A 26000-nucleotide genomic window follows, 5' to 3' on the forward strand; every position below is an offset into this window, starting at 1 on the left:
GTGGTTGCCGGATCAGTGAACTGTGCCGTATTAATGTTTCCTGAAGTATCCACTGTTTCGATAGCTATAGCATGCTCCACTCCATTGCTAAGTCCTGTTGCATTGTAATAATTGTTGGGAGTGGTGGTGACAAATGCACCATCTATGTATATTCTCACATTACTGAAATCCTGATCTGCAGGATTGGTCCATGTCCAGTATATCCAGCTTGCACCTATACCGCTTTCATGGAGGTTTGTTACAGGTGCCGGTGGAGTCCTGTCTATGATCCTGGTGGTCGCCTGATCGGTTACGGTTGCAGGATTTACGTTCCCGGCAGTATCTACAGTCTGAGTACCGATAGTGTGTACCGTTCCTTCAGGAAGTCCTGTTGCATTATAATAGTTGTTGGGCGTGCTTGTTACCAACACTCCGTCTATGTAGACCATCACATTACTGAAATCTGCATCAGTTGGGTTTGTCCATGTCCAGTGGATCCAGCTCGTTCCTGTAGCTGTTTCCCTCAGGTTTGTAACGGAAGCGGGTGGCACCTGTCTTGAAGCATCGAATGTTGTTTCAGCTGCTTTCAGGGCTGTAACGGCCTGGCTCACTTCTGCATTCGTTGCATTTGGATTGTCTGCAACAGCCTGTGCTGCAGCGATCGCTGCCCTGAATGCGTCTATTGATGCTTGTGGATACTGGCCAATCCCAGTTCCTTCATCTGCATTCATCACTTTTTGATTGGCTGCAGCAATGGCTGAGATTAATGCACTTTTATCTATGGACGTTATTCTGGCAGCATCGAATGTATCTTCAGCATTATTCAGAGCAGTAACAGCATCATCTACCTGTTTTTGTGTTGCAGCTGGATTGTCAGCAACTGCTTGTGCGGTATTTATTGCTGTCTGGAATGCAGTTCTCGCTGCTTGTGGATATTGGCCGATCTCATTTCCAGGAACAGCACTTGATATTTTTGCATTGGCGTCTTCAATAGCTTTGATCAGATCGTTTTTGTCTACTGCACGGACAATGATCGTTACAGTAACTGTATCTCCATTTGGTTCTCCATTAGCTGTCGCAATGAACGTTACAGTGTACATGCCTGCTGTGCCAGTTGGCGGCGTCCAGCTGAAAAGGCCAGTTGTGGGATCAATGTTTGCTCCCAGTGAAACAATTTCTCCAGAGATCGAGTATGTAATTGTGGCATTAATATCATCATTTGTTGCAGAAACAGTAAAACTCAGCAGCTCGTTTTCATACACTGACACTAATCTGTCATCAATTTCTAAATGTGGAACAGCTGAGCTGATTCCAGCTGTCATTAAAAACAAAAATAGTACAAAGCCTATACAGACCAATTTGTTTAACTTGATTCGCATTTTACCATCCACTCCATGGTCCATGGAGTATTTTTAATTGTTTTATTGTTCCGTAGTAATTCATGGTACCTTGCATGAAGTAATATTTAAAATTACTCTAAAAATCCGGGAATATTTAATATATTTTTTTTGAGATTTTTGTAATGTGTGCTCATAAGATTTAAATAGAGTATCTTTTACCTAATTACGGAACAGAATGACGCATTTGATCTCGTTTTCGTCCGAAACAGTGTGTTTTTTTGGAAGATAGGACCATACAGGTGTTAGATATGAAAAGTTTTATCTCGCGCAGTTGTTATGTTCTGCGGAATAAAGGAGTGAAAAGCAGTAACAATTTAATATGTCTAAACTTTTTTTATGGACCGGTCGGGTCTATAGTCCAAAAGTATATAGACCTAAGCGACATTTTAGAAAGTGATGACTCGCAATGTTGATGATATTCACTGTACTGATACAGGTTTTTTATGTGCAATGGAACGCCTGAAAAACTCAGGGATTGGCCAAGAGAATATAAACATTATTGAGAAGTTTATGATAGCCTGCAGGCGTGAAGAGCTGGCAAAGAATACTATAATATGGTATATTATAGTTGCTAACCAAACTTTTATTACTTATTAAACCTAATAATAGATTATGGCTAAACCTGAACAAATTCCAATTGAACATCATCTTTCATCCGAGGAATTGCTTAAAAGAATAAAATCATTAGAAAAAGACACAAGAGTTTTACAGCGTCTTTATTTTGTTAAACATCGCTATGAAGGTGCTTCTGTTGCAGAATCCGCCAAGCTCGTAGGGACCTCTAAGCCTGTAGCTTATCAGTGGCAAGAACGCTGGAACAAGGATGGCTATGATGGTTTGATACCTCGGTTTGCTGGGGGTTGCCCTTCCAAACTTTCAGATGAACAAAAAGAGGAATTAGAAGAGATTTTACATCAGAGGGATGATTGGTCAACAAAGGAAGTTCAGGAACTTATTTTCAATAGATTCAATGTCACATATACAGGTAAACAAATACTGGAGATTTTAAAAAAGTTTGGCATGCATCATGCCAAACCATATTTGCATGATTACAGAAGGCCAGAAGATGCAGAAGATCGTTTAAAAAAACTTACCCATGATTGATAGGGATTGTATAATTGGTTTTCTTGATGAATCATCACCCCAGACAACAGCAAATACAGTTCGTCTATGGTCTTTCGACAAACCAGTTATGTTTAAAAACACAACCAGGCTAAAAGCAAACTCCTTCGGGTTTTATGCATTGAATGGTAATTCGGTTATTGATTTTAAGGAGCATTCGACTAAAGAAGATGTATGCTTATTTCTATCAACTGTCAAAAACAGTAATATGGGAAAGAGAATTGTAGTCATTCTTGATAATTTCAGATCACATCGAGCAAAAGATACAGTGGATTTTGCACTGGCAAATGATATCGAATTGGTTTATTTACCTCCATATTCGCCAGACTTGAATCCTATAGAATTCATCTGGAAGAGCATCAAAAGAGTCATTTCTTGTAATTTTGTGAAAGATCTAGGCCACATGAAAAATCTGATTGCTGAAACGTTTATCAGTTGTTCATCTAAGCTTAGCTTTGCAAGAAAATGGATCGAAAAGTTCCTAGACAATAAGTTAGAAAAGTTAAGTAATTGACTATAATTACAGTACCCGTTTAGCACAGCGCCTTCATGATATGGGATATGATAAGACAATTGACAAGCTGGAACAAGATGATTTTGACAGGCTGTTGTTCTATCTGGAAGAAGAGAGAGGACTTTCACAGAGCAGCCTTAGAAACTACAGGAAGCTTGTGAAAAAGTTCTATGGATGGGTTTACAATGGAGAGCCACCGCGCTGGATAAAGGACATTAAACTCAAGACCATAGATACCCCTGTCCAACCCTCAGATCTTCTCACACAGGCCGAATTTGACCGTTTGGTGGAGGCTTGCAGGCATCCTAGGGATAAAGCCCTTATTTCTGTCCTGGCAGACTCTGGAATGCGTGTGGGAGCTCTTGCATCGTGCAGGATAAAGCACGTGGAGTTCAACCAGTACGGTGCTATCCTGTACATATCTCCGACCAGCCAATCTAAGAAGAACACACCGGCAAAAGGCATTCCTTTAACATGGTCTACAGGTTACCTCAATCAATGGTTGGGTGTACATCCACTCAAAGAAAATCCTGAAGCTCCACTCTGGGTCACGCGCGACAAGAACACTGAACCGCTTAGTTACAAGTCATTCCGGATAACAATAAAAAAGATTGCTGAACGTGCAGGGATAAAGAAACGTGTTAATCCTCACAGCTTCAGACACCTTGCTATTACTCACTGGATCCTTGACGGTTACAACGAGCAGGAGATCAAGCATAGAGCTGGATGGTCCAAAGGATCCACACAGATGTTTAAGATCTATGCCAACTTCACAGACCAGGAGATCAATGATCGGATCTTCGAGAAGTGTGGTTTAAAGACCGAAGATAAAAGGCATGTGACCTTGAAGAAATGTCCACGCTGCAGCAATGTGCTAAGGCCATCTGACAAGTTCTGTTCACAATGCTCGCTTGTGCTGGACAGGCAGGCGTTGGATGAGATCAAGGCTTATGAGGATAGGCTGCCTGAGATCCTGCAGCTTGTGATGAGATCGGAGAAAGCACGGACGTTGTTGGGTAGTGTGGAGAAAAGTTAAGTGCATTACTCGATGCCCATGCAAACAGTATATATCGAATAACCATTTTTTCTTGATAACATGCTCTACATGTATATTGATGAAAGCGGGGATCTGGGATCACAATCCAGGCATCTGATATTATCAGCCTTGCTTGTGAAAGATGTGCATCCACTAGATAGAATCATCAAGAACATGAGAAGGAACAAGTTCAAAAAAGAACTGAGCAAGGCCAAGGAAATCAAAGCTAACAGTTCCAGTCCAGAAATCATCAAATACATGCTTAGAAAACTGAATGACATCCCAGATGCAAAAGTATTCTTCATCACATTGAACAAAGAGAAATGTTACAGTTCCTATTTAAATGACGACAGGAACAAATTGTACAACTATGCTGCAGGGTGGTTAGCAAAAAACATAGTAATCAATGACTGTGATCTGTGCGTAAGGATAGATAAATCAAAAACTAAGCAGATATTAAGAGACGACTTTGATCAATACTTTGAACGAAAGCTTAGAGACGACTGTTCTTTATGGAAGGTAGAAATATATCACAGCGAATCAAATGTGTGGGCTGGTCTACAATTTGCTGATGTATTAGCGTGGGCCGCATTTCAACAAATTGAACGCGGAAACGATGAATTTCTAAATCAATTGAACATAGAAACACAGTTCTTTGAGGTATGGAATCTGAAATAAAATAATATCCAGTACCAGTAAGGACTGTTGTACGTGCACATCATTGTACACTTGCCTTACTGGTTTTACCTGTATAATTCATATTATGTAAGTTCTGTATTTAAGGCTTATTCCAACTTAGATCTAGAACATGTGGAGAAAAATTAACCGCTCCCAAAAAAACACAGTTAGAGCTTAGAAAGCTTCTGCAGTAAGGATCTGTTGTCCTCAATGGACTCACTCAGGATGCGCCTGTCTTCCGGGCTGAGGGAACTTGCCTTCTGTGGTGTTTCCTGTGTTTCTTTTGTTTTGTGCATCATGCCTGTATTGGTCTTACCTATGTATATACATTGTTATGGGTGAAAATCCTGCAACTTGTGATGAGGTCAGAGAAGGCTAGGAATCTCTTAAACGGAACGGATGTGAAATAAAAAGGTTATGGACTATTACTCATGCAGTAACAGCCAGGGATTCAGAACCAACGGACGATGCCGGACTAAACAGGTAAACATTCCCTGTCTGAAGCGAGTGGTTTACATAGTTAATCCTATCGCCTAATTCTTGGTTCTTGTGACCAGAGATTTCACAAGCATTTGCTACGGACATTAGACCAAGTACAGCTACCATAAGCAGCATTACTATTGTTATTAGCATTATCCTAATGAATATGTCCATAGATGTCATATTTTTCCCTCCGGCTTTGGATCTTCTCATCCTTATTGACCTATAGGCCAAAATGAAGATCTGCTAATTAGACATCGATTTTTCAAATATATAAACATTGTTAATATATTCTATGTGTTAATGCTCATAATGATGAGATATGGGGGAAAAGAAAAGAAAAGATAAGAAAATGAAATAAGTGGTGTGTGGAAAAGGAAACCACACCATCATATACTTTCCGGAAATTCCCTCTCCACAACATCATCGATTGCTGCAGCCGGTGTCACTGGTTCCCTTAATGCAAGAGTTTCTCTGTATTGCTTCGCTTCAGCAATCAAAGTGAAGTCAAAGTCACCATGCATCTCTTTAACTGCATCTGCGATTTCTTCCAGGCTTACATTGAAGAACTCTTTTTTATAGTTCACCAGATTGACACGTTTATCATCGAACTTTCTATGCAGTTTATTCTCCAACTCAGGTGCATTTTCTGAGTATATGATAGCATGAACATCAAATTCAAAAGGAACGGAAGCATCCCCCAGTTCTCTAACTCTGTCCATGGGTTCTAGTCTTCTGGTCATACCAATCTTGTACACATCCTCACCAAAAGAACCGATGTTAGATATAACATATATGTGTCCACTCTTTGTCAACTGGGCCTGGGAAATAGCTCTTTCTTTGTCTTGAGCTTCTTTTAATTGCTGTTCAAGGATAGATATTTTATCAGCAAGCTTGGCTAATTCCTCACCAGATGCCTTCTCCATCTCTTTCCTTGCTTCATCTAATGCTCGCTGTCTTCTAAGTTCTTCTTGTTCAGCTTCCTGTGCGGCTTTTTCTAATTCCCTTTGAGCTTTCTCTTCTTCTTTCATCTGTTCCCGGATCTGCCTTTGCTCTTCACGCTCTTGATAGAGTTTCTCTTGATATTCATATGCAAGATATAGCTCCTCGAGTTTCAGATTCAGATACTTTTCTTCAATCTGTATCTGGGTAGTTTCACCCATTTTATTGATGGCTTCATATGCTTTTTTGATAGTTTCTTCCATCTTTTGGACATTATTCCATCTAACCTTTAAAATAGCAGCATCTGCCTCGCCGTTGAAGGCCCTCAACATAAGTTTAATGTTGCGGATAACCATCTGTTCCCCTTTTTTTTCACTGCCTTCAACTTTCCACGTGATTTTACACACTGCTGCCGTTTTGTCCTTGAGCATTTGTTTTTGTAAATTTCTATTGGCTATGATCCTCTCTTTGTATTCTTCTGAAGTATTGAAATCAAAATGTGGCTTATATAGACCATAAGACATTATTTCGAGATTTTCTTCTAAGGAGTTTACCTCTTTTGAAAGCTTATCATAAACAAGCTTCTTCTTTGCATACTCTTCAGTTAGCTCTTTGTTCTGTGCAGCTAACTTCTTATTTACATCTTCTTGTGATTCTTTAGTCTTCTGGAACTCTTTTTTTGCTTTATCAATCTCTGATTCTATATCTTCGATTCCTTTGTATTTTTCAATGGCCCTATTATATTTTGACCTTTGATTAAAATAAAGAACTCCAAGAATTGCTGCTACTAAAAAAAGTAGTAATGTCACATCGGCCATCTATATTCACCAACCCAATTATTTCAGTACACCTGGATGCCAATATACTGAATCAAAATTATTATCAATTGCCTCCAGCATGTCAGGATAACCTTTCAAGTTTTCCCAATTACATCAGCATCCGTTATAAAAAGCAGAGAGTGGATGGCATATAAACTTTATTATTTTGTTCTAGAATGTTAGGCAGTGCCATGCCATAAAATGACACGTTTAGTTTATTTACTTTCTGATTTTTCTTTTATTCTCTCATTTAGCCTTTTGTGATATTCCTCTCTTTTTAGCGGATCTTTCATGTTTTTATACATAAAATCCACAATTTGAGGATACTTTACAGCATAATCCGCTATGATATCTATATCTTCTAATACAGTAGTGCCGAACTGTTCCTGCATATACAGACGATCAACTGCTATAATAATTGCTTCGGTAGCATTTCTAAAACCGCCATCTGTGGTTAGATAATCTAATTGGTCCAGTGTCCTTTGTGGTAATCTAAATCCCTTTGTTTTGGTCCACTCTGGTTTTTCCATGTATGTACATATGTAGCAGCAACGTTTAAATATTTGCTCATACATATGTATATACGATGACTCGGAGAAGAATTACATTAGCTCCACAGAATCGTGCTTTTCTGTGTATCCCTGCCTATCTGCGTGATAAGTACGGATTCAAGAAAGGCAGCACTGTGGAAGTGACAGATGACGGAACAAGCATAGTTATCACTCCTACCCGGGAGCAGTAACGAAGGAAAATAAGAATGATGAGTGAATCCCTGAAAGCCGAAACTTACAAAGACTCACTGACTCGCAATTTGTGAATATGTATCTCTTGAGATATATTGCTTTTGTAGGTTCTTGGCTTCCAAGAGGATCCACAAACGGAGGCATAAGAACATGAACGAATTTCAAGACTTGCAGGCAACTGCAGCCGAACTGTATAACAGTGTAGAGAACAAGAACTGGATATTTACCCACACGAAAGACGAAAGCGAATACTGGCAGGTAAGACATGTCCTTAAGATCCTGGCAGACTGGAAGCCGGTAGAATGGCAAGGAGAAACAGGTCACCGTGAACCTGTGCAGATGGGGGCGAGGGCATGACCTCTCATACTTGTGTTTTTTGTGGACACCGGCCATGTAGATGTCCTTTCTATGCAGAGGATGACAAGTATGAGATTGCATACGATGAACCATATATTATAGATGAAGGACTGGAGGACTGAGAAACATGAGCCTGGAAAGAATAGGTAAAAGTTTCTACTCGGTCGCGGGTGAATGTGTAGTCGATCGTGTTCCTGTCGGCACAATTGCAGAAATGTGTATTTACGCTGCATTGAGGCAGTGCCTGGATGGCGAACTTGAAAGCGGAAACATAAACAATCTAATCCAAGACGAATGGCCCGGATCAAGACTTCCAGATAAGGATCTGGCGGCCATAAGACCCGCTTATAAGAGAACGTTGAAAAAAGTCATTGCAGCGCTGCAGGCACTCGAAGCGGAGGTGGTTCCTGGGTGAATTTCACATGGTACTGTGGAGAATGTGGAACTGAGTTCGATGGTCCTAACGCGGAAGAGTTACCCTGTCCTACATGTAGCAGGATCCTGCAGGAAGATGTAGAGCTTACAAGATGCATCCTGGAAGATGCAGGGTACGTGATAGAATGAAACGCGGGGGACATCGCCCATGTCCTTTTTCACATTCAACTATTCGTATAGAATACTTTCACCCCATTGCCATCGTTTTTTTATACTGCGGATACCGATAGTGATATAGGAAACTTTTATATGTTCATAGGACATATAACGCATATTATAAAAAATCATGCTGCTGTGATACGTTGGTAAGAAATTTTGAGTATACGACAGTGGCCGTAAAGCACGGAACGCGCGAAAGAATAAAAGCCGAAGCTGAACACACCGGCCTGAAGATGTGGGCTCTTGTGGATCAGATGGCAGATAACTACTTCAATCAGAGAGAGGAACGACTGTGAGCGACAAAACGACCACAGGACGCGAAAGAACACCCTCACAATCTAAGCAGGTATTGAAAATGAGGTCTCCAATGAGCTACTTCAAGGAGAAAAAATAAGATCACGATCATTGAGAGCCAACGGGGATGTTACAGCATCCCCGGTAAGCTCAAGGAACTAAAAGTCCTCCTATATAACACGGACACCCCACAACACAGGTGTAATACCATGTTATTACTATGGTATTAGCTGTTATAACATATAAACAAAACGTGTATCATTTGTATATAAAAAAAGGTATACGTTTTTAGTTCTTGGGCCGGGCTCTCATGCAACCGTAAACGATTGTTTACAAAATACATGAGGTAACACATGAACTCAAAAGGAATGGAAGCCGGGAGCGGGCACACCCCGGCTATAGAAAACTGTGCTGCACTACATATAAACGACCCTAAACTATATATTATTGACCCCGGCCTTCAGCAGTTGAGAAATGAGCCCGTAATTAGGGATTTTGCCAATGTGAAGCCGGATACTTATGAGCTCATAAAGGCGACAAACCCAACTCTTCTAATGTTCGTGGATCTTGCCAGGAAGATCATGGAGGAAGCGCAATGAATAGCGATTCCTTTGAACTCTGGTCTTTGGCCTCACACCCACTGATCCAGCAACTCACACACCTCGATTGGGAAACCTTCGAGATGGTCTATAGTTCTCATCCTGCAGTAGCGCATTTCCTCGATGCCACACAGGAACTTGTTGAAGCTGCTGAACGCTGGGAGGTGTCCTATGATGACGACTGTGACCAATGAGGCTGTCATGTACGAGGCATCGAAGGCATACCAGGACATTGGTTTTTACATCCACCCACTGAGAGCACACGATAAGATACCGATTGTGAATAAGTGGTCTGAAATAGACAAGCACTTCACAGAAAGCGAGCTTAAAAGCTACTTCGACACCAAGGATCCTAAGAACATAGGTCTTATCTGTGGGGAATTGTCAGACTGCACAGTAATAGACCGCGACTTCATTGTAAAAGGTCTCTGGGAAGGCCTTGATATCTCACCGTGGGTAAGACAACAGAGAACAGGTAACAGAGATCATTTATTTTTTAAGTACTGTGATGAGCTTACGGCTAAGAAATACCATGCACTGGGTTTTGAAATCCTGAACAATGGTAATAATTGCGTACTCACACCTTCGATACACCCAAGCGGTGATAAGTACCAGTTCACACAGGGAGAGCCTGAGAACAGACCACAGATGAGCAATGAACTCATAGACAGAATTAAGGCCAATGTCGCAACCTTCGAGGCATTACAGCGATCTGTGAACAACTGCAGGCATGTTTTCAGGAAATTCTTTAAGGCCTACTTCACAGACAACCAGAGATCAAACCCACATTACCGGGATATGTCTATTTTTCATGGTGCATCCGGAAGAGAGCTTACACTGTATTTTTTCGCTGAACTGAAGGCCAACGGTGCGACATTTGAAGAGCTGGTTCTACTATGTAAGCTGATCTTCTTAGATGAGTATGATAGTGCAGACAGTGAATATCAGATAGGGAAGATCGCAACGAAGGCGACAGCACGAACAGAGACTATCAAGGCCCACCCTATTTTATCACAGTTCTATGATGCAAGTGAGGATGTGAAGAGAGGTAAACAGGGTAAGGAGGCCTCACATGCCACAGAACAGACAGAGCCCGAAAGAGAGGAAGTTCCCGAGCATATCAAAGCAAGGGCAAGGGAAATAGCCAAAACGGGCGACCCAGTGAGTTACATACTGCAGACATGTGATGGGCTGCATGTGGGGGACGATGGTGTTAAGAAAACTCTTTTAGTATCAATTGGCATCCAATCTGTTTTAAATTCTGATGGCATCCAGCCAAAAGTAAGCGGCGACTCTGGCAAGGGTAAAACACATTGTTGCAAGGCAATGGCACATCTGATACCAAGGGGATGGATCCACGAGACCGCGCTATCCGATAAAGCCATTTTTTATATGGAACCGAAAGAAGGTAGTATCATCTTTTGTGATGATATCGATCTTACCGAGACACTGGAAGGCACAATTAAGAGAGCGACTTCCAATTTCCAGGAAGGGACACATTACACTACGTTAGATATTAAGCGCAAAAAGGAAACAAAGCGGATACCTGCTAGGCTTTCCTGGTGGTTAACATCTGTAGACGATGATCAGAGTTTACAACTTCTTAATAGGCAATTTGGGGGCGGGGTCGATGAAAGCCCCGAACAGGACCATAGGGTAATGCAATTTCAACTAGAACGCGCTGCAAGTGGTGAAGTTGGGCTCCCTGAAACAGACGAAGTGCTAACATGCAGGGAGATCCTCCGAGACATCAAACTGTCAAAGTACGTTGTTAAGATCCCATACGCAAAAGACATCACATGGAATGATCCTGGAAACCGTCGAAACTTGCCTATCTTCCTGGACATTATCAAAAGTTATGCAGTTCTCAGGCATCGACAGAGGCGGAAGGATCCAGACGGGGCCCTTATAGCAGACCTTGAAGACTACGAAGCGGCAAAGGCTCTTTACACAAGCAGAGCAGAGAACCAGGGTCTTAAACTCACTGATGCTGAAATGAAGTTTTGCGCTGTCCTGGCAAAACGCAAAGAGGCCACACGTGAAGAAATTGCAAAGGCACTAGGTGTTACAGTTGGCAGGGTCTCACATCTAGTTTACGGAAAAAACAAAAACAACGATTCAGGCCTGATCAACAAAGTAAAGGGGCTTTCCTATGAAAAAAGAACAGTAGAGACAGCACGCGGTCATTATGCGCAGAAAGTATACTTCTGTCTAAGTGACTTCAATGCATTTGATCTCTTTGGCTCGGTGGTATCTCTGGCTATCGATGATACCCACTGTTACCACTCTGATACCCATACTATTACCTATAATAATAACAGTAGACACTCTGATACCTCTGATACCATAAAAAAAGAAGAGTATGTAGAAAATCTCACAGACTCTTTTTCAAAAGATGATAGTTCTACTTTTACACACGAAGTCAAAAACGGGGTATCAGAGGTATCAGACTGTCAGCCAATACCGAACAGTGAGGTAACAGTGGAGGTAATTCCTAGTGTAACAGCGGCTATTGATTGCGGTAATAGTGGGGGCGGACATTGGGAAAACATGTTCAGCCGCCTGAGGTTATGGGAAAAAACACACGGTCCCATAAACCATACTAACTCGTGGATGGCTGTGCATGATCTTGGCAAGGCTCTAAAAGTCCCATATGACGAACTCCAAACAATAGTTGAGAAATACGCAAAGCTCGCGGATCCTGAGACCATCCCGAGTCGTGCGGAGGTGGTCACATGACCGCCCTCTCAAAAACCATCCTGAAGGCAAAAGCCAGCGTAGAAAAGCGAGCCGGCACTGCTGGCAGGTGGACAAGGACAAGTGCATCTAATGGCAGGATCTCTCTTTACGTTCTCCTGGACAAGCAACCTGTGGGATATGTCCTGGCAGATCATACTCGTAACCTTGTGAGGTCCTTTGATTCAGAGCTGAGGCATATCTCCACACATAGGCCGATGGAATCCGGTAAGATTGCAAGTGTTCACAGATGCCCCCCTCGAAGCCGACCTAAAAAGGGCGTGCAACTGCCTTCCCTTGTCAATCAGATGTGTATATCCTGGCAAGAAAAGAACGGATATATCAACGCTGAAAACTATCACGACTGTTTGGTATCAATAATTCGTGATATCGAAAACGTATATGGTATGAGTGTCGGTGCTGTCGGCCTGGCAATAGATGCAGTGGTCAAGACCGGCAAGATCAAGAAATGTTCATGCTGTGGTGCTGTGCCTGCTAAAAACAAAAAAGTAAATGGGGACAGCTATGACTTATGTGCTCAGTGTGAAGGCCTGCTTTTCTTCCAGGATCTTGGACCGAAGGAGGGGTACACATGAGGAACATACAGGCCTTAACTCATGTGGAAATATATCACATTCTCCAGGAAGCTCCGAAAAGGTGTTACTTCGATATTGCGCATGAACTCGATATTGGTGTGAACACCGTGAAGCGTGTGATCCGGAATTACAACAACTCTATACAGGTGCAATCAGATGCAGCAAATACGTTACCATACTATCCACGATTTGAGCCAAGCGGACAAAGCTCGGATCGTAAAAGAAGCGCCTATAAAATGTCATCGAGAATTAGCAAACGAGTACAATGTAAAGATAGGGACCATAAGAAGAGTGGTAATGGAGGCCAGGCAAAGAGATACGAACAGTTGACTTTGTATTAAAAATTGGAGGTATATAATGAAATCAGATACCACTTCACTATTTTCAAGGCAGGAGGCTTCTTAAATGGATGAAAACAGCAACGAAATGACCACGTTCGCAAAAAAAATAGACCGTAACGAATTACTGAAAAGATCGGCCTGGTTAGTAGACAGCCTACATGGGAGATTATCTAAGCCTAAATTCATGGTTTATGATAATGATCCGGTCAAACTCCAGTACTATAGAGTCTACATCCAGGCAGTTCAAACACATAATGCCATCCTGAAGGATGAAGAGATAGAGGACATTAAGGTCCGTTTGGGGCTCATAGAAGCAGCCATGGAGGCTAAAAAATGAGTGCAACGATATTAGGTAAGGCAAGTGATGTGTTAGGTAGGGCAACTGATAAAATAATAGATCAGCTGGCCCCTGAAGAGCTGGCAAAGTATACGCATGATATGGCATTCAGTCAGGCAGAAAGAGTGCGCTGCGGGGATATCACTTCAGATGAAGTAGACAAACAGAATGAATTGTTTTCACAAAAACACCTTACTTTCCGGGACCCTGGAAAACACATTCAATATCTGATAGCTCTTTGCCGCGAAACCAATATCCATATGGCGAAGGCATTAGGGGAAGAGCATCTCAGGTATATAGATTCTGAGATCCAATCAAGTGAACTGGTTCTGGTTGCTTTCAATATAACAAACCTGTTATGCGATGATTTGATTAACCATACCACAGACGACGTCTCAATAGACCGGATTAAAACAGCGCTGGGTGGTATTGAAAAGTGTGTCGAAGCACATTCAAAAAAGATAGATTCTCTGAAAGAAGAGAGGGCGAAGTTTCTGAACCATGAGAGATGGAACGAGCTTGGAGTATATCCTGATATCAAAAAAAGAGAAAGCATGCTGAACGGCCCCGGCACATGATAACTTTTTCACCACTTTTTCAATATCAAGCACCTCTAATATAAACAATGAGTACATATTACGTAATATGTTTGATAAGCGCGATTGGGTCCTTATTTTAGTCCCACGCAGAACCCGTGACAACATCCGGTGGCTTGCCAGGCAGAACAAGAAAAAGATGTGGCAAGTTGTTGATGATGCTGTAAATACATATGATTGAAAGAGGTATCACATGTCATCACTGCACTTTCACCCAATTTTTGAAAAGCTAGAAGAACACAGAACAGAATTAGAGAAGATGTTCGCCATAGCCGGAAAGAAGCAAAAAGACGATAATCTGGAAGCATCCATGCGCGCTGCTTACAAGTCGGTCTATGAAGCCGACGAGGCACCAGTTGTAAAGTTTGCGGAGATGAAGGCCAGCCCGGCGACTGCCAAGACCATAAACAACGCTCTCAAGCTGGCAGACACTTTTTCCAGTGTCCCGGGTTTCGAGTTAGACGTGATCAAGGCCAGGGGTGCAGAGAAAGGTTTCACTGAGGACGAAAGTATGTTCCTGTACAACCTTTCCAAGTATGCCAAGGCCCTGGATAATCTGAGATCACAAAAAGACAAGGCAATAGAACTCATCATAGCTGAAGTTGCTTAACGCCGATGCTTAGCTGTGTGGGGGTGGTGTTCCTGCACAGCTGCTTTTTTACAGTGGTTTTTTACCGTTCGCTGTCGGCACTGAACATCGTTTCGATACATTTTCTTCCTCTTCTATGCTCCTATCAAAAGCGGAAGAGTTTGCTGGCAAAGAGTATGGTGTAATAATAAAGTTTATGTCTAGAAAAGGAGTATATCTTAATGGGTTGAGCGCATATCCAGAAGAATCTGAAGTGCTGTTTGATCGAAATACAGCAGTAGTGGTTGTGGCGATATATCCTGATAGGAAATATACAATCGTTGAGGTAATGGATTCATAATGTATACCAGAGTATCTGAGAAATACATCCCCGGGATGATAGTACACATCCCACCTGGGAAATTTGAAGAAGAGATTGAACGCATCCGTGAAGAGAAGCGAGCCATTCTCAAGAAATTCGGCCATGGGGATGTCGAACCGATTGTATGAGATTGAGGTAGTTGACCCATAATGTCTAGGGTAGTAGAGAAATATAAGCCAGGGATGATCGTACGCATTCCTCCGGAAGAGTCAAAAAAACGACAGAGAGAAATCTTCGAAGAAAAGCTGGCCATTCTTAAGAAGTTCGGACACGGGGATTTCGAGCCAGAGCTTAGGAAACAGTTCAAATTAGACGACTAAGTACATATAGGAACAGCTACATCTTCACAGAGTACATATTTTATAAAAGAAGGGTGCAAAAAGCAGTAACAGCTTGGGACTATCTAAACTTTTTTTATGGACCGGTCGGGAATTGAACCCGAGGCCTCTACCATGCCAAGGTAGCGATCTTCCCCTGATCTACCGGCCCATGATGAGCAACCTTACTTTACAGCATTAAAGATAAAGGTATCGCTAGGAACATAGGGCAAACTGCAGTCCCTAAACAATCATTTAATGTGTGGTGACATCAAAGCGAAATGTTAAAGTACCTGTATGCGTATTTGGTGTGTCGCGTGATGTAATGTATCATGCTTTAACCCAATGGGCCCGTAGCTTAGCTCGGTGGAGCGCACGGCTGATAACCGTGAGGTCCTGCGTTCGAATCGCAGCGGGCCCACTATTCAACGGTAAACATCTGTTTTGCTGGTAGCATGTTTTTTCCTTCACTGTGCTGCAATGGTTTCTCCTTTTGGATCTGGAGTGAATGTCCTATCATAAACACTGTATCTACAAAAAAGTGATCTGGTTATGTATTTTTTGTTCTGTTTTGATCTTTATGTCATAGGATACTGCTTTGCTGATCAGGTACACTTTATAAAAACATGCTCATAATAATGAGAAATAAATATACACTCTATATATATAAATTATTTGGATTAAACTTATAACTGAATATTGATTATTAACAATATAACGTTCTATACAATAGTACTACAGTATGGTGATACTATGAATAACGGAAAAACGGAACAGATCGGTGAACGAGAATACGAAATGGTGGAACTTTTACGCAAACTGAATATGAATCGTTCAGTTGCCCTTGTTCTTGCTTGTCTCTCTACAGGTGAAGAAGTAACATCCAGGTCCATTGAAAAGAAAGCGGGTCTCAGACAGCCCGAAGTCAGTATAGCGATGAGATATCTTTGCGACAACAATTGGATAGAAGTTCGTGAAGAAAAGAAGACCGAAGGTAAAGGCAGACCGGTGAAGCTCTACAAGCTGGTAGTTCCCCTTGAATACATCATTCAGCGGATAGAGAATGATGTTATGTATCAGAAATTGTCAGTGCTTGAAAGCATAGAAAGGCTCAAAAGCCTGACCTAAACCTTTTAGCGCCATCTTTTTTTGTAGTGCCAACTACAAAGGCTTTTTTAAACTCTGGCTTGCTCCTGTGTTCCAGTAAACTCTTTTTCTTCATCGAAGATTTTATGATACATCAGATCATGAAATACATGGTCTAATTAATGTAATTCAACATCATATACGGAGTTTTTCTCTTGGGAACTATCAGCGAGAAAATATTCAGTCGGGCATCAGGGAAAGACGTGAAAGCCGATGATTTTGCGATGGCAAAGATCGATTATGCCATGGCGCATGACGGTACAAGCGTACTGGCTGTCCGTGCATTTAAGGGCATGGGAATAAATTCAGTGTGGGATCCCTCCAGGATCATAATACCATTTGATCATCTTGTACCTGCCAACAATGAGAGCACAGCTTCGTTGCAGTTCGATATCCGTAAATGGATCTCAGAGCAGGGAATAGAGCATTTCTATGATGTCGGAAGTGGCATATGCCACCAGGTATTGCCGGAGCAAGGCTTTGCACTTCCAGGTAAACTAATTGTAGGTGCAGATTCTCATTCATGTACTTATGGGGCATTCGGTGCCTTCGGTACTGGCGTTGGTGCAACTGACATGGCCGAAATATTTGCTACCGGAGAGCTCTGGTTCAAAGTTCCTCAGACAATAAAGGTTACAAGCCGTGGCTCACTGGGTAAAATGGTCACAGCAAAGGACCTGACTCTGCACATCGTTGGTAAAGTGGGTGCTGATGGGGCTACCTATAAAGCAATGGAATTCTATGGGCAGACGATCTCCGAACTTTCGATGTCTGGCAGAATGACCCTGTGTAACATGGCAATAGAGATGGGTGCCAAAGCGGGCATAGTTCCGGCGGATAAGATCACTTTTGATCATCTTCGGGGTAGAGCAGTAGAAGAGTATGATCCTGTATATGCGGATGAAGATGCAAGTTATTTTAAGGATCTCCGAATAAACGCTTCTGATCTGGAGCCACAGGTTGCTCTCCCTCATCAGGTGGATAATGTAGTGTGTGTCTCTGAAGTTCCAGTGACAAGGATCGATCAGGTATTCATAGGTACCTGCACTAACGGGCGGCTTGAAGACCTGGAGCTTGCTGCTAATATCCTGAAGGATGAAAAGGTTGCAGTAAGGACAATAATTATACCTGCATCCAGAGAAGTGATGAAAGCAGCTTCAATGAACGGCACGCTTGCTACATTACTTGAGGCAGGAGCTACTATTGGTATGCCAGGTTGCGGTCCATGCCTGGGCGGGCATATGGGTGTCATAGCTCCGGGGGAAGTGTGCGTATCCACATCTAACCGTAATTTCAGAGGACGCATGGGTGCGGGCGGTTATGTATATCTGGCATCTCCCGCAACTGCTGCAGCATCCGCCATAACTGGTTATATCACCGATCCCCGGGAGGTATAAAGGGGTATAAAGGAAGTGATTTATTGACAGAGCACATCGACAAACACAGGATACTCCATCTGATGGAGCACTGGATAGAGCACAATGAAAGCCACTTGAAAAGCTTCAATGAGTGGAGCAGGAAGATCGGGGAAGCAGGGTACGAGGAAGCTGCGGCAAAGATCCTCGAAGCGGCCGGCAAAATGGAAGAATGCAATCAAAAGCTGCAGCAGGCAAAAGATAGCATCTGAAAAGAAGGTATCTGGATTTGATCAATGATTGCAGGTTATCCTGCAACATTGTATTTTCTTTCATTTATCTGCCGAGTTCTGCATGGGCTCTGGCAAGATGGCCTGCTGCCTGAGCTGCGATCAGTGATATCTCCCCGGCAAGAACACCTGCAGCAACTATTTCTGCAAATTTCTTTGAATTGGAACCCGCTGGTTCTCCCGGTCCCTGCACGCCCAGAAGCTTCAGGCAGTCTTTCTGAGTTCCCAGGCTGGTACCTCCTCCAACAGTACCCACAGGTAGAGCTGGCATTGTCACTGAACAATAAAGATCTCCATTCCTTGTTAATTCTATTGTGGTAATTGCTGTGCTCCCTTCTACTACGTGGGCTGCGTCCTGTCCACAGGCCAGGAACAATGCTGCTACTATATTGGCGGCATGAGCATTGAATCCCAGTGCTCCGGCACGTGCTGATCCCAATAGGTTCTTTCGGTAATTGACATCTGCCATGGTCTCAGGTTTGCATTTTAGTTTTTCTTCCACTATTTTTGCCGGGATAATAGTATCTGCAATGACCGTCTTGCCTCGGCCAAGTATGGTATTGATAGCTGCCGGTTTCTTGTCGATGCACATGTTACCTGAAAGGGATATAGGTATAGCACCAAATTCGTCCTGTATAAGATGTGTTACCGCTTCAGTTGCAATGGTCACCATATTCATCCCCATGGCATCCTTGGTATCAAATATGAATCTTAGATATACTGTATTTCCTGTAACGTAAGGCTCTACAGCTAATAACTTACCGAACCTTGTAGTTCCTTCTGCCTTCTCTTTCATCTGAGCAAATATCTCTGGCCTGCTGATCCAGTCAGTGAATGCCTTTGCCTGAACAACGTCATCAAGTTTGAATACAGGTGCTCTGGTCATCACATCCTGGAAGATGCGAACATTAGCTCCTCCTGAACTGCAAATGGCTGAACATCCTCGATTGGCACTTGCTACCAGAGCTCCTTCGGTAGTTGCAAGGGGAAGGTAAAAATCTCCCATGGCGAATTCACCATTTATTTTCAAAGGGCCTGCTATCCCAAGGGGTATCTGCACAGCCCCTATCATGTTTTCGATATTACGTTTTGTCGCTGCCGCAGCATCAAGTGTATAATTCTGTATCTCTTCAAATCTGGTTCCGGTGATCTCTGCCAGCGCATTCCTGCGAATGTATACTGCTGAGTCCGCACTCTCCGCTAGTTTATCTATGTTCCTGAATGATACTTCCCCTGCTACTACTTTTTGCAGGATATCTTTTTCACTGTATTCGGCTTCATCTTGACTTAGCATCATGATCACTTTTCACTCTTTTAACAGCTAGAAGTATAATGATTCTACAATGTGATTATCAACTGTCCTTGCTCGCAGAACTCCAGAAAAAGGTCAGCTATCTCATAGGAACTGATCATTTCGATCCCTGGTATCAATTCATCTTTTTCAAGCCCTATTACAGATGCACCCAATTCACAGCATCTGAACTTTATACCCATGTCTAAACAGTCTTTAATTTTAGAATCATATTCTGGTAAACCCTGTTTTCCAGCTTTGGCCATCATCACTCCCATGGGTCCAAAAAGTACAACTATCACGTACAATCCTTTTTTTCGGTAATATTTAGCAAATCTGAGTGTTTCCTGTGGACTTGTACTTTCGTAAACCATGCTTTTAAGTAACAGTAATACTTTTGTGACCTCTGGCATTTCTCTGCACTCACCTCATGATGCTTATTTCTTTTGAACACTATTAAGCCTTGTCTTTGCAGAGAGCAATTGCAAAAGGATTTACATTTGTAAAGTAAGTGGATCGCTCAAATGGTCCAGGTTTCCACAGTATGGGAAACAGCATTTTATATATTATAATGGTACTAATATATACAGTGCAGTTATGTAGTCACTGACGATAGAATTAAAAAGTTATATATTATAATACAAAATGTGCCTAGATTTTCATAGGTGGTATAAATGGCTGACGCAGATATGAGAGAAAGGGTAAATACAGGTATCCCAGGGCTGGACGAGATGCTACGTGGAGGGTTTTTTAAAGGTACTGCAAATGTGGTATCAGGTGATTCGGGTACCGGGAAGACCATATTTGGAACCCAGTTCATCCTCGAAGGAGCAAAGAAAGGCGAAAAAGTGATGTGTATAATCACTTCTGAAGAATCGAAATCTATTGTCAAGGAAATGAACACTTCATTTGGCTGGGATTTGGAAGAATATGTTAAGAAAGGTTTACTGGTTTTTGTTGATATCACAGACCCAAGCCTAAGGTTGCAGAAAAGTGTGGAAATTGCACCCTCAGAGCTGATCAAGAGCTTTAAAAAACTTGTGGAAAGCAAGATAGAAGAACTAAAACCTTCCAGAATATTCATCGATTCAATTGAAGCGCTATTCCTTGCCATTGAATCCAATTACAAACTCAGGACACTTATTGATGATGTATTCGGCGTATTCCGTAGGCATGAAGTTACTTCTGTTATAACTGTAGGAGCTATGTATGGGCTTGATGAAATGGTAGAATACGGGGCAGATTCCGTGGTGAAGCTGGGCAGGATCATTGCTGGCAATAACTTGCAGCGTTCTATCTATGTTATGAAGATGAGAGGTTCAGGCACTATCAATGAAGTTCGTGTTCTTAATATCAGTGATAGTGGCATGCAGGTTCTGGCTCAATCTCCATATCTGGAGTAATTAAAAGCATATTTAAGTTCTTTCTGAGAACTATTGTATTTTATTTTTTATCAATGACTACAACACATACCAGTCATTGTCATTGATAATTTCTTCTTTTCCTTTTACTTCAATGACCTGTCTGCCCAGAGGTTTGCTAATAGCTTCTGCCAGGTCCTGCAAGTAATCCTTTTGATTGAGGCTTCCAAAAACAAAGCTTTTACCCGGCTGAATATTTCTCTCTATTGTTTCGATCTTTGGAACTATGGTAACGGAAATAGATGTCATTTCAACAGCTTTTTCCATCGCTGTTCTGAAATCTCCTATACAATAAGCTATTCTGTGTTTGTAATTGTTTTTTGTTTTTTCAAGATAACGTGCAAGCCTTTTGCTTTCCATTAAAATGAAATCGCGTTTTATTTTTGATACATTACATTTTCCCATCATGAACTGGTAATCCATGAATGGGTACTGGGTATCCAGTTCCCGGGGGGTGACACCACATGTGCCAAATACTACAATATGTACCATTTCAGGTTCCAGTATCCCGAAGATCAGTCTATCGAATATTTTATGTGATGGACTTTCATGATATGGTTTCTTTTTAGCACAGGGCACGAATATGCAGAAGTCGCGAACCGGTGGTTCATATTCAGTAAGAACCCACTCATTTGCACGTTTCATATCCGGATGGTATATGACCATATCTGTGTCAAGAGGTTCTGTAGAACGTTCATTTTCTGGAATTATGGGTTTCAAGGTAAGATGAGTTCTGAGAAACTATATATATACCTATCGATGTTATGGTTTTGTACAAACTGTACAATTACTTATGCTTTTAGATTGTTGTGATAAAGAGGCACAAAATGGCAAGTTCCATTCATGAAATGCTCCGAGCTAACTGTAAATGTGATGATGTGGCAAAATGCGTCCTGGGACTGAAGAATCTTGACTTGCTTGCCTACAAGAAGCTCTTTGAACAGGGTCCGATGACTGCAGAAGAATTAGGGGATCTGTTGCAGAGAGAACGGAGTACTGCTTATCGCTCATTGCAAAACCTGATCGCCGTTGGGTTGGTTTACAGAGAAACACGTTCTATCCAGATAGGCGGCTATTATTATGAATATGTTGCAATTTCACCACAGCAGTTTAAACAAATGCTCAAGCAGAATATAACAGATTGGTATAATAAAATGAACACACTGCTTGATGACTTTGAAAAAGAACTTTTCGACTTTTTTCCAGAATGACCCAGCATCATGTGTGTTCAATGAAATTTAAGCAGAAAATTCTGTTATTGACCACGAATTAAAGAATGTGGATCGGAGCATTTGTTTGACGGGAAATTCGAGGGGATATTATGCTCCTTTCTATCACATTCTTCTTGTGCAAACCAATTCGTTTGTAGCCCTGTGGAGGGGCTCAAAGCGCACCACCAATGTCATTCACGTTTTTCATTGTAGGTAGTAGTATTACTCTCTCTTCTCGTATATATACATTTCTATACTCTGGCACATACTACTCATCATTATGATGATGTAGTGTCATTATACACTGCACAGTGATCTTGCATGGTCATAATGATCCTACAAACCGCTCCATCCTATCCAAGGCCTCTACGATCTGTTCCTTTGAGGTGGCATATGAGCATCTAAGGAAGCCCTCTCCCGCTGGTCCAAACACATCTCCGGGGATTGTAACAACTTTCTGTTCATGGAGCAGTCTCTCTGCAAATTCCTCAGAGGTCAGTCCCGTGTTCTTAACAGAGGGAAAAGCATAGAATGCTCCCTTCGGTTCATAACATTCCAGCCCTATTCTATTCAGCCCGCTTATAATCAAATGTCTGCGACGATCATAATCCCTTATCATTCGCTGCATCTCTTCGTTACCGTTACGAAGGGCTTCGATGGCTCCAACCTGTGCAGTGATGGGAGCGCACAGCATACAATATTGATGTATGCGCATCATTGCATTTATGATAGGTGACGGCGCCAGCGCATATGCAAGTCTGAAACCTGTCATAGCATAGGCTTTTGAAAAACCATTTAGCAGGATGGTCCTATCCTTCATGCCTTCAATGGATGAAAAACAGGTGTGTTTTCCATTATATGTCAGGCATTCATAAACTTCATCGGAAATTACCATTATATCATGCTCAGAAGCAACTTTGGCAATAGTTTCCAGGTCCTTCCTGTCCATTGTTGCGCCCGTAGGATTGTTGGGATAATTAATGATCAATGCCTTCGTTCTGGGAGTAATGACCTTTTCCAGGTCTTCTGCTGTTAGTTTGAAATTGTTGTCCAGGTGAGTGACCACAGGTACAGGTACACCTCCGGCGAACATGACCGAAGGGACATAAGCCACATAAGCAGGCTGAGGTATTATAATCTCATCACCGGGATTGGTTATGGTTCGTATCGCTACATCAAGTGCTTCGCTGACACCGGACATGACCAGGATCTCCGAAGCCGGATCATAGTGTGTACAATGCTCCTGAGAATATAGTTTAGCGATCTCTTCTCTAAGTTCCAGAAGTCCAAAGTTAGAAGTGTATGATGTTTTACCCGACTCTAGGGAATGGATACATGCTTCCCGTATGTGCCAGGGTGTCACAAAGTCCGGTTCTCCAACTCCTAAAGAAATAACGCCTTCGATGCCGGATGCAAGATCAAAATACTTGCGTATTCCCGAAGGCGGGACTTTTGTCATCACATCTGCCACAAATCTCTCTGAATTGCATCTGTCGTCCATGATCATCCCTCTGCATCAGGTTCCACTTTTTGATACTCATGGGGTTACAACTAAACGGCTTGTTTCTTCCTGTTCCTGAAGGATGACTCCGTCTTCCTTGTAAGTTTTAAGCACGAAGTGGGTAGTTGTATGCTGCACTTGCTCTATAGTTGATATCTTCTCGGCGACGAAAAATGCGACTTCTTTCATTGTTTTTCCCATTACTGTGAGTGAAAGGTCATACTGGCCGGATAACAACCTTACAGAACGTACCTCCGGGAATTTATACAGACGCTCAGCTATTGCCTGATATCCCAAATTACGTTCCAATGTTACTTTTAATTCGATGATCGCGTATACGTGCTCGTCACCTGCAAGATCCCAGTCAACGATCGCTCTATATTTGCGGATCACTCCAATATCTTCTAATTCTTTGATCCGTTCGCTCACATATTCTACCGGGAGGCCTGTCAGGGTTGCGATCTCTTCATGAGTGACCCTGGCATCTTGTTCCAGACATTCTAATATATGTCTTGTTTCAATATCCATCTCATAAGCAACCCCTTGAAATCAGAAAAACAGTGAATAAAATAAAAGAGTGTGCTCAGCTGAGCAGCACTGCATTGACCACACCATCCTGTCCAGGACGGCTGGTGATCCTTGCGTTACCTATGGGGGTACGGATAACTGAACCCTTTGTCAGGATGTTACGTCTGACATAGTGCTCGTTAGCTTCATTTCCAACCACGGTTTGAATAGTAGTCTTCTGTGCCTTGCCATTTGCATCTGTCACATTGGCTACATTACACTGGAGCAATCTCACCTTGCTGTTTCCTCCCATTGTGGAAACCAGTTTGATCTTTGTATCGTCAAGGCGCGTGTCAGCCGGTTCACGTCCCAGTTCGAATTTTCTCTTTGCACGGTAAGCCTTAATCTTAGCACCTGTGTACTTCCTTCTTGATCTGCCTTGCCATTTCATGATTTGTCCTCTTGGATGTATATAATTTGGATGATCTTTTTTAAAGTGATTTTTTCAACTTTTATAGTTATGGACTTATCTCTACTTGAAGGATTCTATAAGAAGTTTTCGAGTGGTAGTTAAATAGAAATCAGTTATCCTGCTGGTGGCATGTAGAAAAGGAGATGTGTCTGTTTCACATCTATTATAGTTCTCTTTTTATCCAGTGCTTCACTAGGTAATCAATAAATATCTTCTGTACTATCTCCCTTTATGCTCCGCATATTATTTCTTGGCACAGGTGGCTCTTTGCCTACGCGTAACCGAAATCCATCTGCAATTATGGTCAACAGGGAAGGGGAACTTTTACTTTTTGATTGCGGAGAGGGCACTCAACAACAGATGATGCGTGCCAAAACAGGAATGAAAGCTCTTACCTCTATTTTCGTCACTCATTTTCATGCAGATCACATGCTTGGTGTCCCTGGGCTTATACAGACAATGTCTTTTCTGGGAAGGACTGAACCATTGCAAATATATGGTCCGCAGGGGGTTAAAGAATTTGTTAATGTTTTCATTGGTCTCGGTTATTACAAACTTCGTTTTGAAGTGGAAGCAGTTGAATTGTCTCCGGGAGATACTGTGAAAAGAGATGGTTATTGTATCCTTGCTATTGGGACAGATCACAGCGTTCCCAGCCTTGGATATGCGCTTACCGAGGAACCTCGAAGAGGCAGGTTTGACCGTGAAAAAGCCATTGCTCTGGGAGTGCCTCCAGGCCCTCTTTTTTCAAAGCTGCATAATGGTGGGGACGTTGAGGTCAACGGACAACTGATACGTTCTGCTGATGTCGTTGGGCAAAAAAGGGCTGGCAGAAAGATCGTCTATACTGGTGATACCAGGCCATGCGAATCAATTCTTCTGGCCAGCAGGAATGCAGACGTGCTTATACATGACAGCACTCTTGCCAGTGATCAGGAAGAGTGGGCAAAGGAATCCAAGCATTCTACGGCATTTGAAGCAGCAACTCTTGCAAAGGAAGCGGGTGTTGCCAGGTTGGTCCTCACCCATATAAGCTCCAGATATACTGATGATGCTTCTCCTCTTCTGAGGGAAGCACAAGAAGTATTTGAAAATGTAATGATAGCAGAAGACCTGATGGAAATATGTATCCCTTTGAAGGGTAAATAAGTTCATAACAGTCAGATTATCGTCCAGTCAAGCTTGTTATCATCCGCATCATAAAGAGAAACTTCCATGGTCCTATCTTCCAATTCGATAGTTAACGTTTTCACTCCGATGTAAAGTATATCTCCTGGCTCATAGTTGAATAATTCAGGTTTTGTTCTTCCAAAATATACTCTGCCACCTGAAGCGATTTCCTCTACTGTGACTCCATACCAATCACCCTTGTTGATC

Annotated in this window: 38 protein-coding genes, 2 tRNA genes and 1 pseudogene; 28 read left to right on the forward strand and 13 right to left on the reverse strand. The window is 42.2% G+C overall.

The genetic code is table 11. From position 1 onward, the window contains the following. A partial coding sequence (locus tag AB7U21_RS01655; RefSeq protein WP_428386655.1) for a putative Ig domain-containing protein occupies positions 1-1301 on the reverse strand: 1301 nt, incomplete at its 3' end. Positions 1302-1775: 474 nt separating this feature from the next. Between AB7U21_RS01655 and AB7U21_RS01660 the strand changes: the two genes are divergently transcribed. The 4 genes and pseudogenes from AB7U21_RS01660 to AB7U21_RS01675 all read left to right on the forward strand — a co-directional run bounded on the left by AB7U21_RS01660 (position 1776) and on the right by AB7U21_RS01675 (position 4729). Next, the gene (locus tag AB7U21_RS01660; protein ID WP_428386657.1) at positions 1776-1976 is read left to right on the forward strand and encodes a hypothetical protein; all 201 of its coding nucleotides are present in this window, start codon (positions 1776-1778) and stop codon (positions 1974-1976) included. Positions 1977-1991: 15 nt separating this feature from the next. After that, positions 1992-3015 (forward strand): annotated as a pseudogene (locus tag AB7U21_RS01665) (IS630 family transposase). Positions 3016-3055: 40 nt separating this feature from the next. After that, a complete protein-coding gene (locus AB7U21_RS01670; RefSeq protein ID WP_428386659.1) occupies positions 3056-4051 on the forward strand; it encodes a tyrosine-type recombinase/integrase in 996 nt (331 codons plus the stop codon). 60 nt (positions 4052-4111) lie between these two features. Then, on the forward strand, positions 4112-4729 hold the full coding sequence (locus AB7U21_RS01675) for a DUF3800 domain-containing protein (RefSeq protein WP_428386661.1): 618 nt from the start codon (positions 4112-4114) through the stop codon (positions 4727-4729). A gap of 167 nt (positions 4730-4896) precedes the next feature. Here the strand turns inward: AB7U21_RS01675 and AB7U21_RS01680 are convergent, their stop codons facing one another. From AB7U21_RS01680 to AB7U21_RS01695, 4 genes are all read right to left on the reverse strand, one after another. After that, entirely contained in the window at positions 4897-5028 is a 132-nt protein-coding gene (locus AB7U21_RS01680; RefSeq protein ID WP_428386663.1) for a hypothetical protein, read from the reverse strand. 130 nt (positions 5029-5158) lie between these two features. Then, on the reverse strand, positions 5159-5392 hold the full coding sequence (locus tag AB7U21_RS01685) for a hypothetical protein (RefSeq protein WP_428386665.1): 234 nt from the start codon (positions 5390-5392) through the stop codon (positions 5159-5161). A gap of 206 nt (positions 5393-5598) precedes the next feature. After that, complete coding sequence (locus tag AB7U21_RS01690; RefSeq protein WP_428386667.1) at positions 5599-6969, reverse strand: DUF4041 domain-containing protein; 1371 nt, start codon at positions 6967-6969, stop codon at positions 5599-5601. 215 nt (positions 6970-7184) lie between these two features. Then, a complete protein-coding gene (locus tag AB7U21_RS01695) occupies positions 7185-7499 on the reverse strand; it encodes a hypothetical protein (protein ID WP_333787530.1) in 315 nt (104 codons plus the stop codon). Positions 7500-7555: 56 nt separating this feature from the next. On the opposite strand from AB7U21_RS01695, the gene AB7U21_RS01700 reads away from it, so the two are divergent. The 17 genes from AB7U21_RS01700 to AB7U21_RS01780 all read left to right on the forward strand — a co-directional run bounded on the left by AB7U21_RS01700 (position 7556) and on the right by AB7U21_RS01780 (position 15432). Further along, positions 7556-7711: an AbrB/MazE/SpoVT family DNA-binding domain-containing protein gene (locus tag AB7U21_RS01700; protein ID WP_333787529.1), complete on the forward strand. Its 156-nt coding sequence runs from the start codon at positions 7556-7558 to the stop codon at positions 7709-7711. Between the two features lie 151 nt (positions 7712-7862). Then, positions 7863-8069: a hypothetical protein gene (locus AB7U21_RS01705; RefSeq protein WP_333787528.1), complete on the forward strand. Its 207-nt coding sequence runs from the start codon at positions 7863-7865 to the stop codon at positions 8067-8069. Next, the gene (locus AB7U21_RS01710) at positions 8066-8191 is read left to right on the forward strand and encodes a hypothetical protein (protein WP_428386670.1); all 126 of its coding nucleotides are present in this window, start codon (positions 8066-8068) and stop codon (positions 8189-8191) included. Before AB7U21_RS01705 ends, AB7U21_RS01710 begins: the two co-directional genes overlap by 4 nt. 5 nt (positions 8192-8196) lie before the next feature. Further along, positions 8197-8484 carry a hypothetical protein gene (locus AB7U21_RS01715; RefSeq protein WP_428386672.1) on the forward strand — a complete coding sequence of 96 codons (288 nt, stop codon included), beginning with the start codon at positions 8197-8199 and terminating at the stop codon, positions 8482-8484. Further along, positions 8481-8633: a hypothetical protein gene (locus AB7U21_RS01720; protein ID WP_428386674.1), complete on the forward strand. Its 153-nt coding sequence runs from the start codon at positions 8481-8483 to the stop codon at positions 8631-8633. The genes AB7U21_RS01715 and AB7U21_RS01720 overlap by 4 nt, the downstream gene beginning before the upstream one ends. A gap of 173 nt (positions 8634-8806) precedes the next feature. After that, positions 8807-8959 (forward strand): hypothetical protein, encoded by a 153-nt coding sequence (locus AB7U21_RS01725; protein WP_333787525.1) that lies wholly within the window; start codon positions 8807-8809, stop codon positions 8957-8959. Positions 8960-9310: 351 nt separating this feature from the next. Then, on the forward strand, positions 9311-9556 hold the full coding sequence (locus AB7U21_RS01730) for a hypothetical protein (protein WP_333787524.1): 246 nt from the start codon (positions 9311-9313) through the stop codon (positions 9554-9556). Beyond that, positions 9553-9750: a hypothetical protein gene (locus AB7U21_RS01735; protein WP_333787523.1), complete on the forward strand. Its 198-nt coding sequence runs from the start codon at positions 9553-9555 to the stop codon at positions 9748-9750. The genes AB7U21_RS01730 and AB7U21_RS01735 overlap by 4 nt, the downstream gene beginning before the upstream one ends. Next, on the forward strand, positions 9728-12295 hold the full coding sequence (locus AB7U21_RS01740; RefSeq protein ID WP_428386677.1) for a bifunctional DNA primase/polymerase: 2568 nt from the start codon (positions 9728-9730) through the stop codon (positions 12293-12295). The genes AB7U21_RS01735 and AB7U21_RS01740 overlap by 23 nt, the downstream gene beginning before the upstream one ends. Beyond that, positions 12292-12888 carry a hypothetical protein gene (locus tag AB7U21_RS01745; RefSeq protein ID WP_428386679.1) on the forward strand — a complete coding sequence of 199 codons (597 nt, stop codon included), beginning with the start codon at positions 12292-12294 and terminating at the stop codon, positions 12886-12888. The genes AB7U21_RS01740 and AB7U21_RS01745 overlap by 4 nt, the downstream gene beginning before the upstream one ends. Positions 12889-13044: 156 nt before the next feature. Continuing rightward, positions 13045-13218 carry a hypothetical protein gene (locus tag AB7U21_RS01750; protein WP_428386681.1) on the forward strand — a complete coding sequence of 58 codons (174 nt, stop codon included), beginning with the start codon at positions 13045-13047 and terminating at the stop codon, positions 13216-13218. A 75-nt stretch (positions 13219-13293) separates the two neighbouring features. Next, entirely contained in the window at positions 13294-13566 is a 273-nt protein-coding gene (locus AB7U21_RS01755) for a hypothetical protein (protein WP_333787518.1), read from the forward strand. Then, on the forward strand, positions 13563-14144 hold the full coding sequence (locus AB7U21_RS01760; RefSeq protein WP_333787517.1) for a hypothetical protein: 582 nt from the start codon (positions 13563-13565) through the stop codon (positions 14142-14144). Before AB7U21_RS01755 ends, AB7U21_RS01760 begins: the two co-directional genes overlap by 4 nt. A gap of 211 nt (positions 14145-14355) precedes the next feature. Continuing rightward, entirely contained in the window at positions 14356-14772 is a 417-nt protein-coding gene (locus AB7U21_RS01765; protein WP_333787516.1) for a hypothetical protein, read from the forward strand. Positions 14773-14812: 40 nt separating this feature from the next. Beyond that, complete coding sequence (locus tag AB7U21_RS01770) at positions 14813-15091, forward strand: ADP-ribosyltransferase (RefSeq protein ID WP_428386698.1); 279 nt, start codon at positions 14813-14815, stop codon at positions 15089-15091. Further along, positions 15091-15240 (forward strand): hypothetical protein, encoded by a 150-nt coding sequence (locus AB7U21_RS01775; RefSeq protein WP_333787515.1) that lies wholly within the window; start codon positions 15091-15093, stop codon positions 15238-15240. The genes AB7U21_RS01770 and AB7U21_RS01775 overlap by 1 nt, the downstream gene beginning before the upstream one ends. Before the next feature lie 21 nt (positions 15241-15261). Further along, on the forward strand, positions 15262-15432 hold the full coding sequence (locus tag AB7U21_RS01780) for a hypothetical protein (RefSeq protein WP_333787514.1): 171 nt from the start codon (positions 15262-15264) through the stop codon (positions 15430-15432). A gap of 97 nt (positions 15433-15529) precedes the next feature. On the opposite strand, the gene AB7U21_RS01785 is transcribed toward AB7U21_RS01780, so the two are convergent. Continuing rightward, positions 15530-15601, reverse strand: a tRNA-Ala gene (locus AB7U21_RS01785). A gap of 175 nt (positions 15602-15776) precedes the next feature. Here AB7U21_RS01785 and AB7U21_RS01790 point away from each other — a divergent pair. The 4 genes from AB7U21_RS01790 to AB7U21_RS01805 all read left to right on the forward strand — a co-directional run bounded on the left by AB7U21_RS01790 (position 15777) and on the right by AB7U21_RS01805 (position 18202). Beyond that, a tRNA-Ile gene (locus AB7U21_RS01790) sits at positions 15777-15850 on the forward strand. Between the two features lie 332 nt (positions 15851-16182). Then, on the forward strand, positions 16183-16557 hold the full coding sequence (locus AB7U21_RS01795; RefSeq protein ID WP_333787513.1) for a transcriptional regulator: 375 nt from the start codon (positions 16183-16185) through the stop codon (positions 16555-16557). A gap of 173 nt (positions 16558-16730) precedes the next feature. After that, positions 16731-17972: a 3-isopropylmalate dehydratase large subunit gene (locus AB7U21_RS01800; RefSeq protein WP_333787512.1), complete on the forward strand. Its 1242-nt coding sequence runs from the start codon at positions 16731-16733 to the stop codon at positions 17970-17972. Between the two features lie 23 nt (positions 17973-17995). Continuing rightward, positions 17996-18202, forward strand: a complete 207-nt coding sequence (locus AB7U21_RS01805) for a hypothetical protein (protein WP_333787511.1) — start codon at positions 17996-17998, stop codon at positions 18200-18202. Positions 18203-18266: 64 nt separating this feature from the next. On the opposite strand, the gene hmgA is transcribed toward AB7U21_RS01805, so the two are convergent. Next, complete coding sequence (gene hmgA, locus AB7U21_RS01810) at positions 18267-19514, reverse strand: hydroxymethylglutaryl-CoA reductase (NADPH) (RefSeq protein ID WP_428386700.1); 1248 nt, start codon at positions 19512-19514, stop codon at positions 18267-18269. A 44-nt stretch (positions 19515-19558) separates the two neighbouring features. Further along, positions 19559-19924, reverse strand: a complete 366-nt coding sequence (locus AB7U21_RS01815; RefSeq protein ID WP_333787510.1) for a DsrE family protein — start codon at positions 19922-19924, stop codon at positions 19559-19561. 261 nt (positions 19925-20185) lie between these two features. On the opposite strand from AB7U21_RS01815, the gene AB7U21_RS01820 reads away from it, so the two are divergent. Beyond that, the gene (locus tag AB7U21_RS01820) at positions 20186-20914 is read left to right on the forward strand and encodes an RAD55 family ATPase (RefSeq protein ID WP_333787509.1); all 729 of its coding nucleotides are present in this window, start codon (positions 20186-20188) and stop codon (positions 20912-20914) included. Between the two features lie 57 nt (positions 20915-20971). Here the strand turns inward: AB7U21_RS01820 and AB7U21_RS01825 are convergent, their stop codons facing one another. Continuing rightward, positions 20972-21652, reverse strand: a complete 681-nt coding sequence (locus tag AB7U21_RS01825) for a DUF5591 domain-containing protein (protein WP_333787508.1) — start codon at positions 21650-21652, stop codon at positions 20972-20974. A gap of 107 nt (positions 21653-21759) precedes the next feature. On the opposite strand from AB7U21_RS01825, the gene AB7U21_RS01830 reads away from it, so the two are divergent. Continuing rightward, complete coding sequence (locus tag AB7U21_RS01830) at positions 21760-22143, forward strand: helix-turn-helix domain-containing protein (RefSeq protein WP_333787507.1); 384 nt, start codon at positions 21760-21762, stop codon at positions 22141-22143. 325 nt (positions 22144-22468) lie between these two features. On the opposite strand, the gene AB7U21_RS01835 is transcribed toward AB7U21_RS01830, so the two are convergent. Genes AB7U21_RS01835 through AB7U21_RS01845 form a run of 3 tightly spaced genes read right to left on the reverse strand, consistent with a single transcriptional unit; the run spans position 22469 to position 24602 of the window. Next, positions 22469-23644, reverse strand: coding sequence for an aminotransferase class I/II-fold pyridoxal phosphate-dependent enzyme (locus AB7U21_RS01835; protein WP_428386688.1), 1176 nt, complete (start codon positions 23642-23644; stop codon positions 22469-22471). A 36-nt stretch (positions 23645-23680) separates the two neighbouring features. Next, positions 23681-24172: an Lrp/AsnC family transcriptional regulator gene (locus AB7U21_RS01840; protein WP_428386690.1), complete on the reverse strand. Its 492-nt coding sequence runs from the start codon at positions 24170-24172 to the stop codon at positions 23681-23683. Between the two features lie 55 nt (positions 24173-24227). Beyond that, positions 24228-24602: a 30S ribosomal protein S8e gene (locus AB7U21_RS01845; protein WP_428386692.1), complete on the reverse strand. Its 375-nt coding sequence runs from the start codon at positions 24600-24602 to the stop codon at positions 24228-24230. Positions 24603-24854: 252 nt separating this feature from the next. Between AB7U21_RS01845 and rnz the strand changes: the two genes are divergently transcribed. Then, positions 24855-25772, forward strand: coding sequence for a ribonuclease Z (gene rnz, locus AB7U21_RS01850; RefSeq protein ID WP_428386694.1), 918 nt, complete (start codon positions 24855-24857; stop codon positions 25770-25772). A gap of 11 nt (positions 25773-25783) precedes the next feature. Here the strand turns inward: rnz and AB7U21_RS01855 are convergent, their stop codons facing one another. Next, the gene (locus AB7U21_RS01855; protein WP_428386696.1) at positions 25784-25999 is read right to left on the reverse strand and encodes a hypothetical protein; all 216 of its coding nucleotides are present in this window, start codon (positions 25997-25999) and stop codon (positions 25784-25786) included. Position 26000 lies beyond the last annotated feature (1 nt).

This window comes from Methanomethylovorans sp., assembly GCF_050177135.1.
In the GTDB taxonomy this organism is placed as follows: domain Archaea; phylum Halobacteriota; class Methanosarcinia; order Methanosarcinales; family Methanosarcinaceae; genus Methanomethylovorans.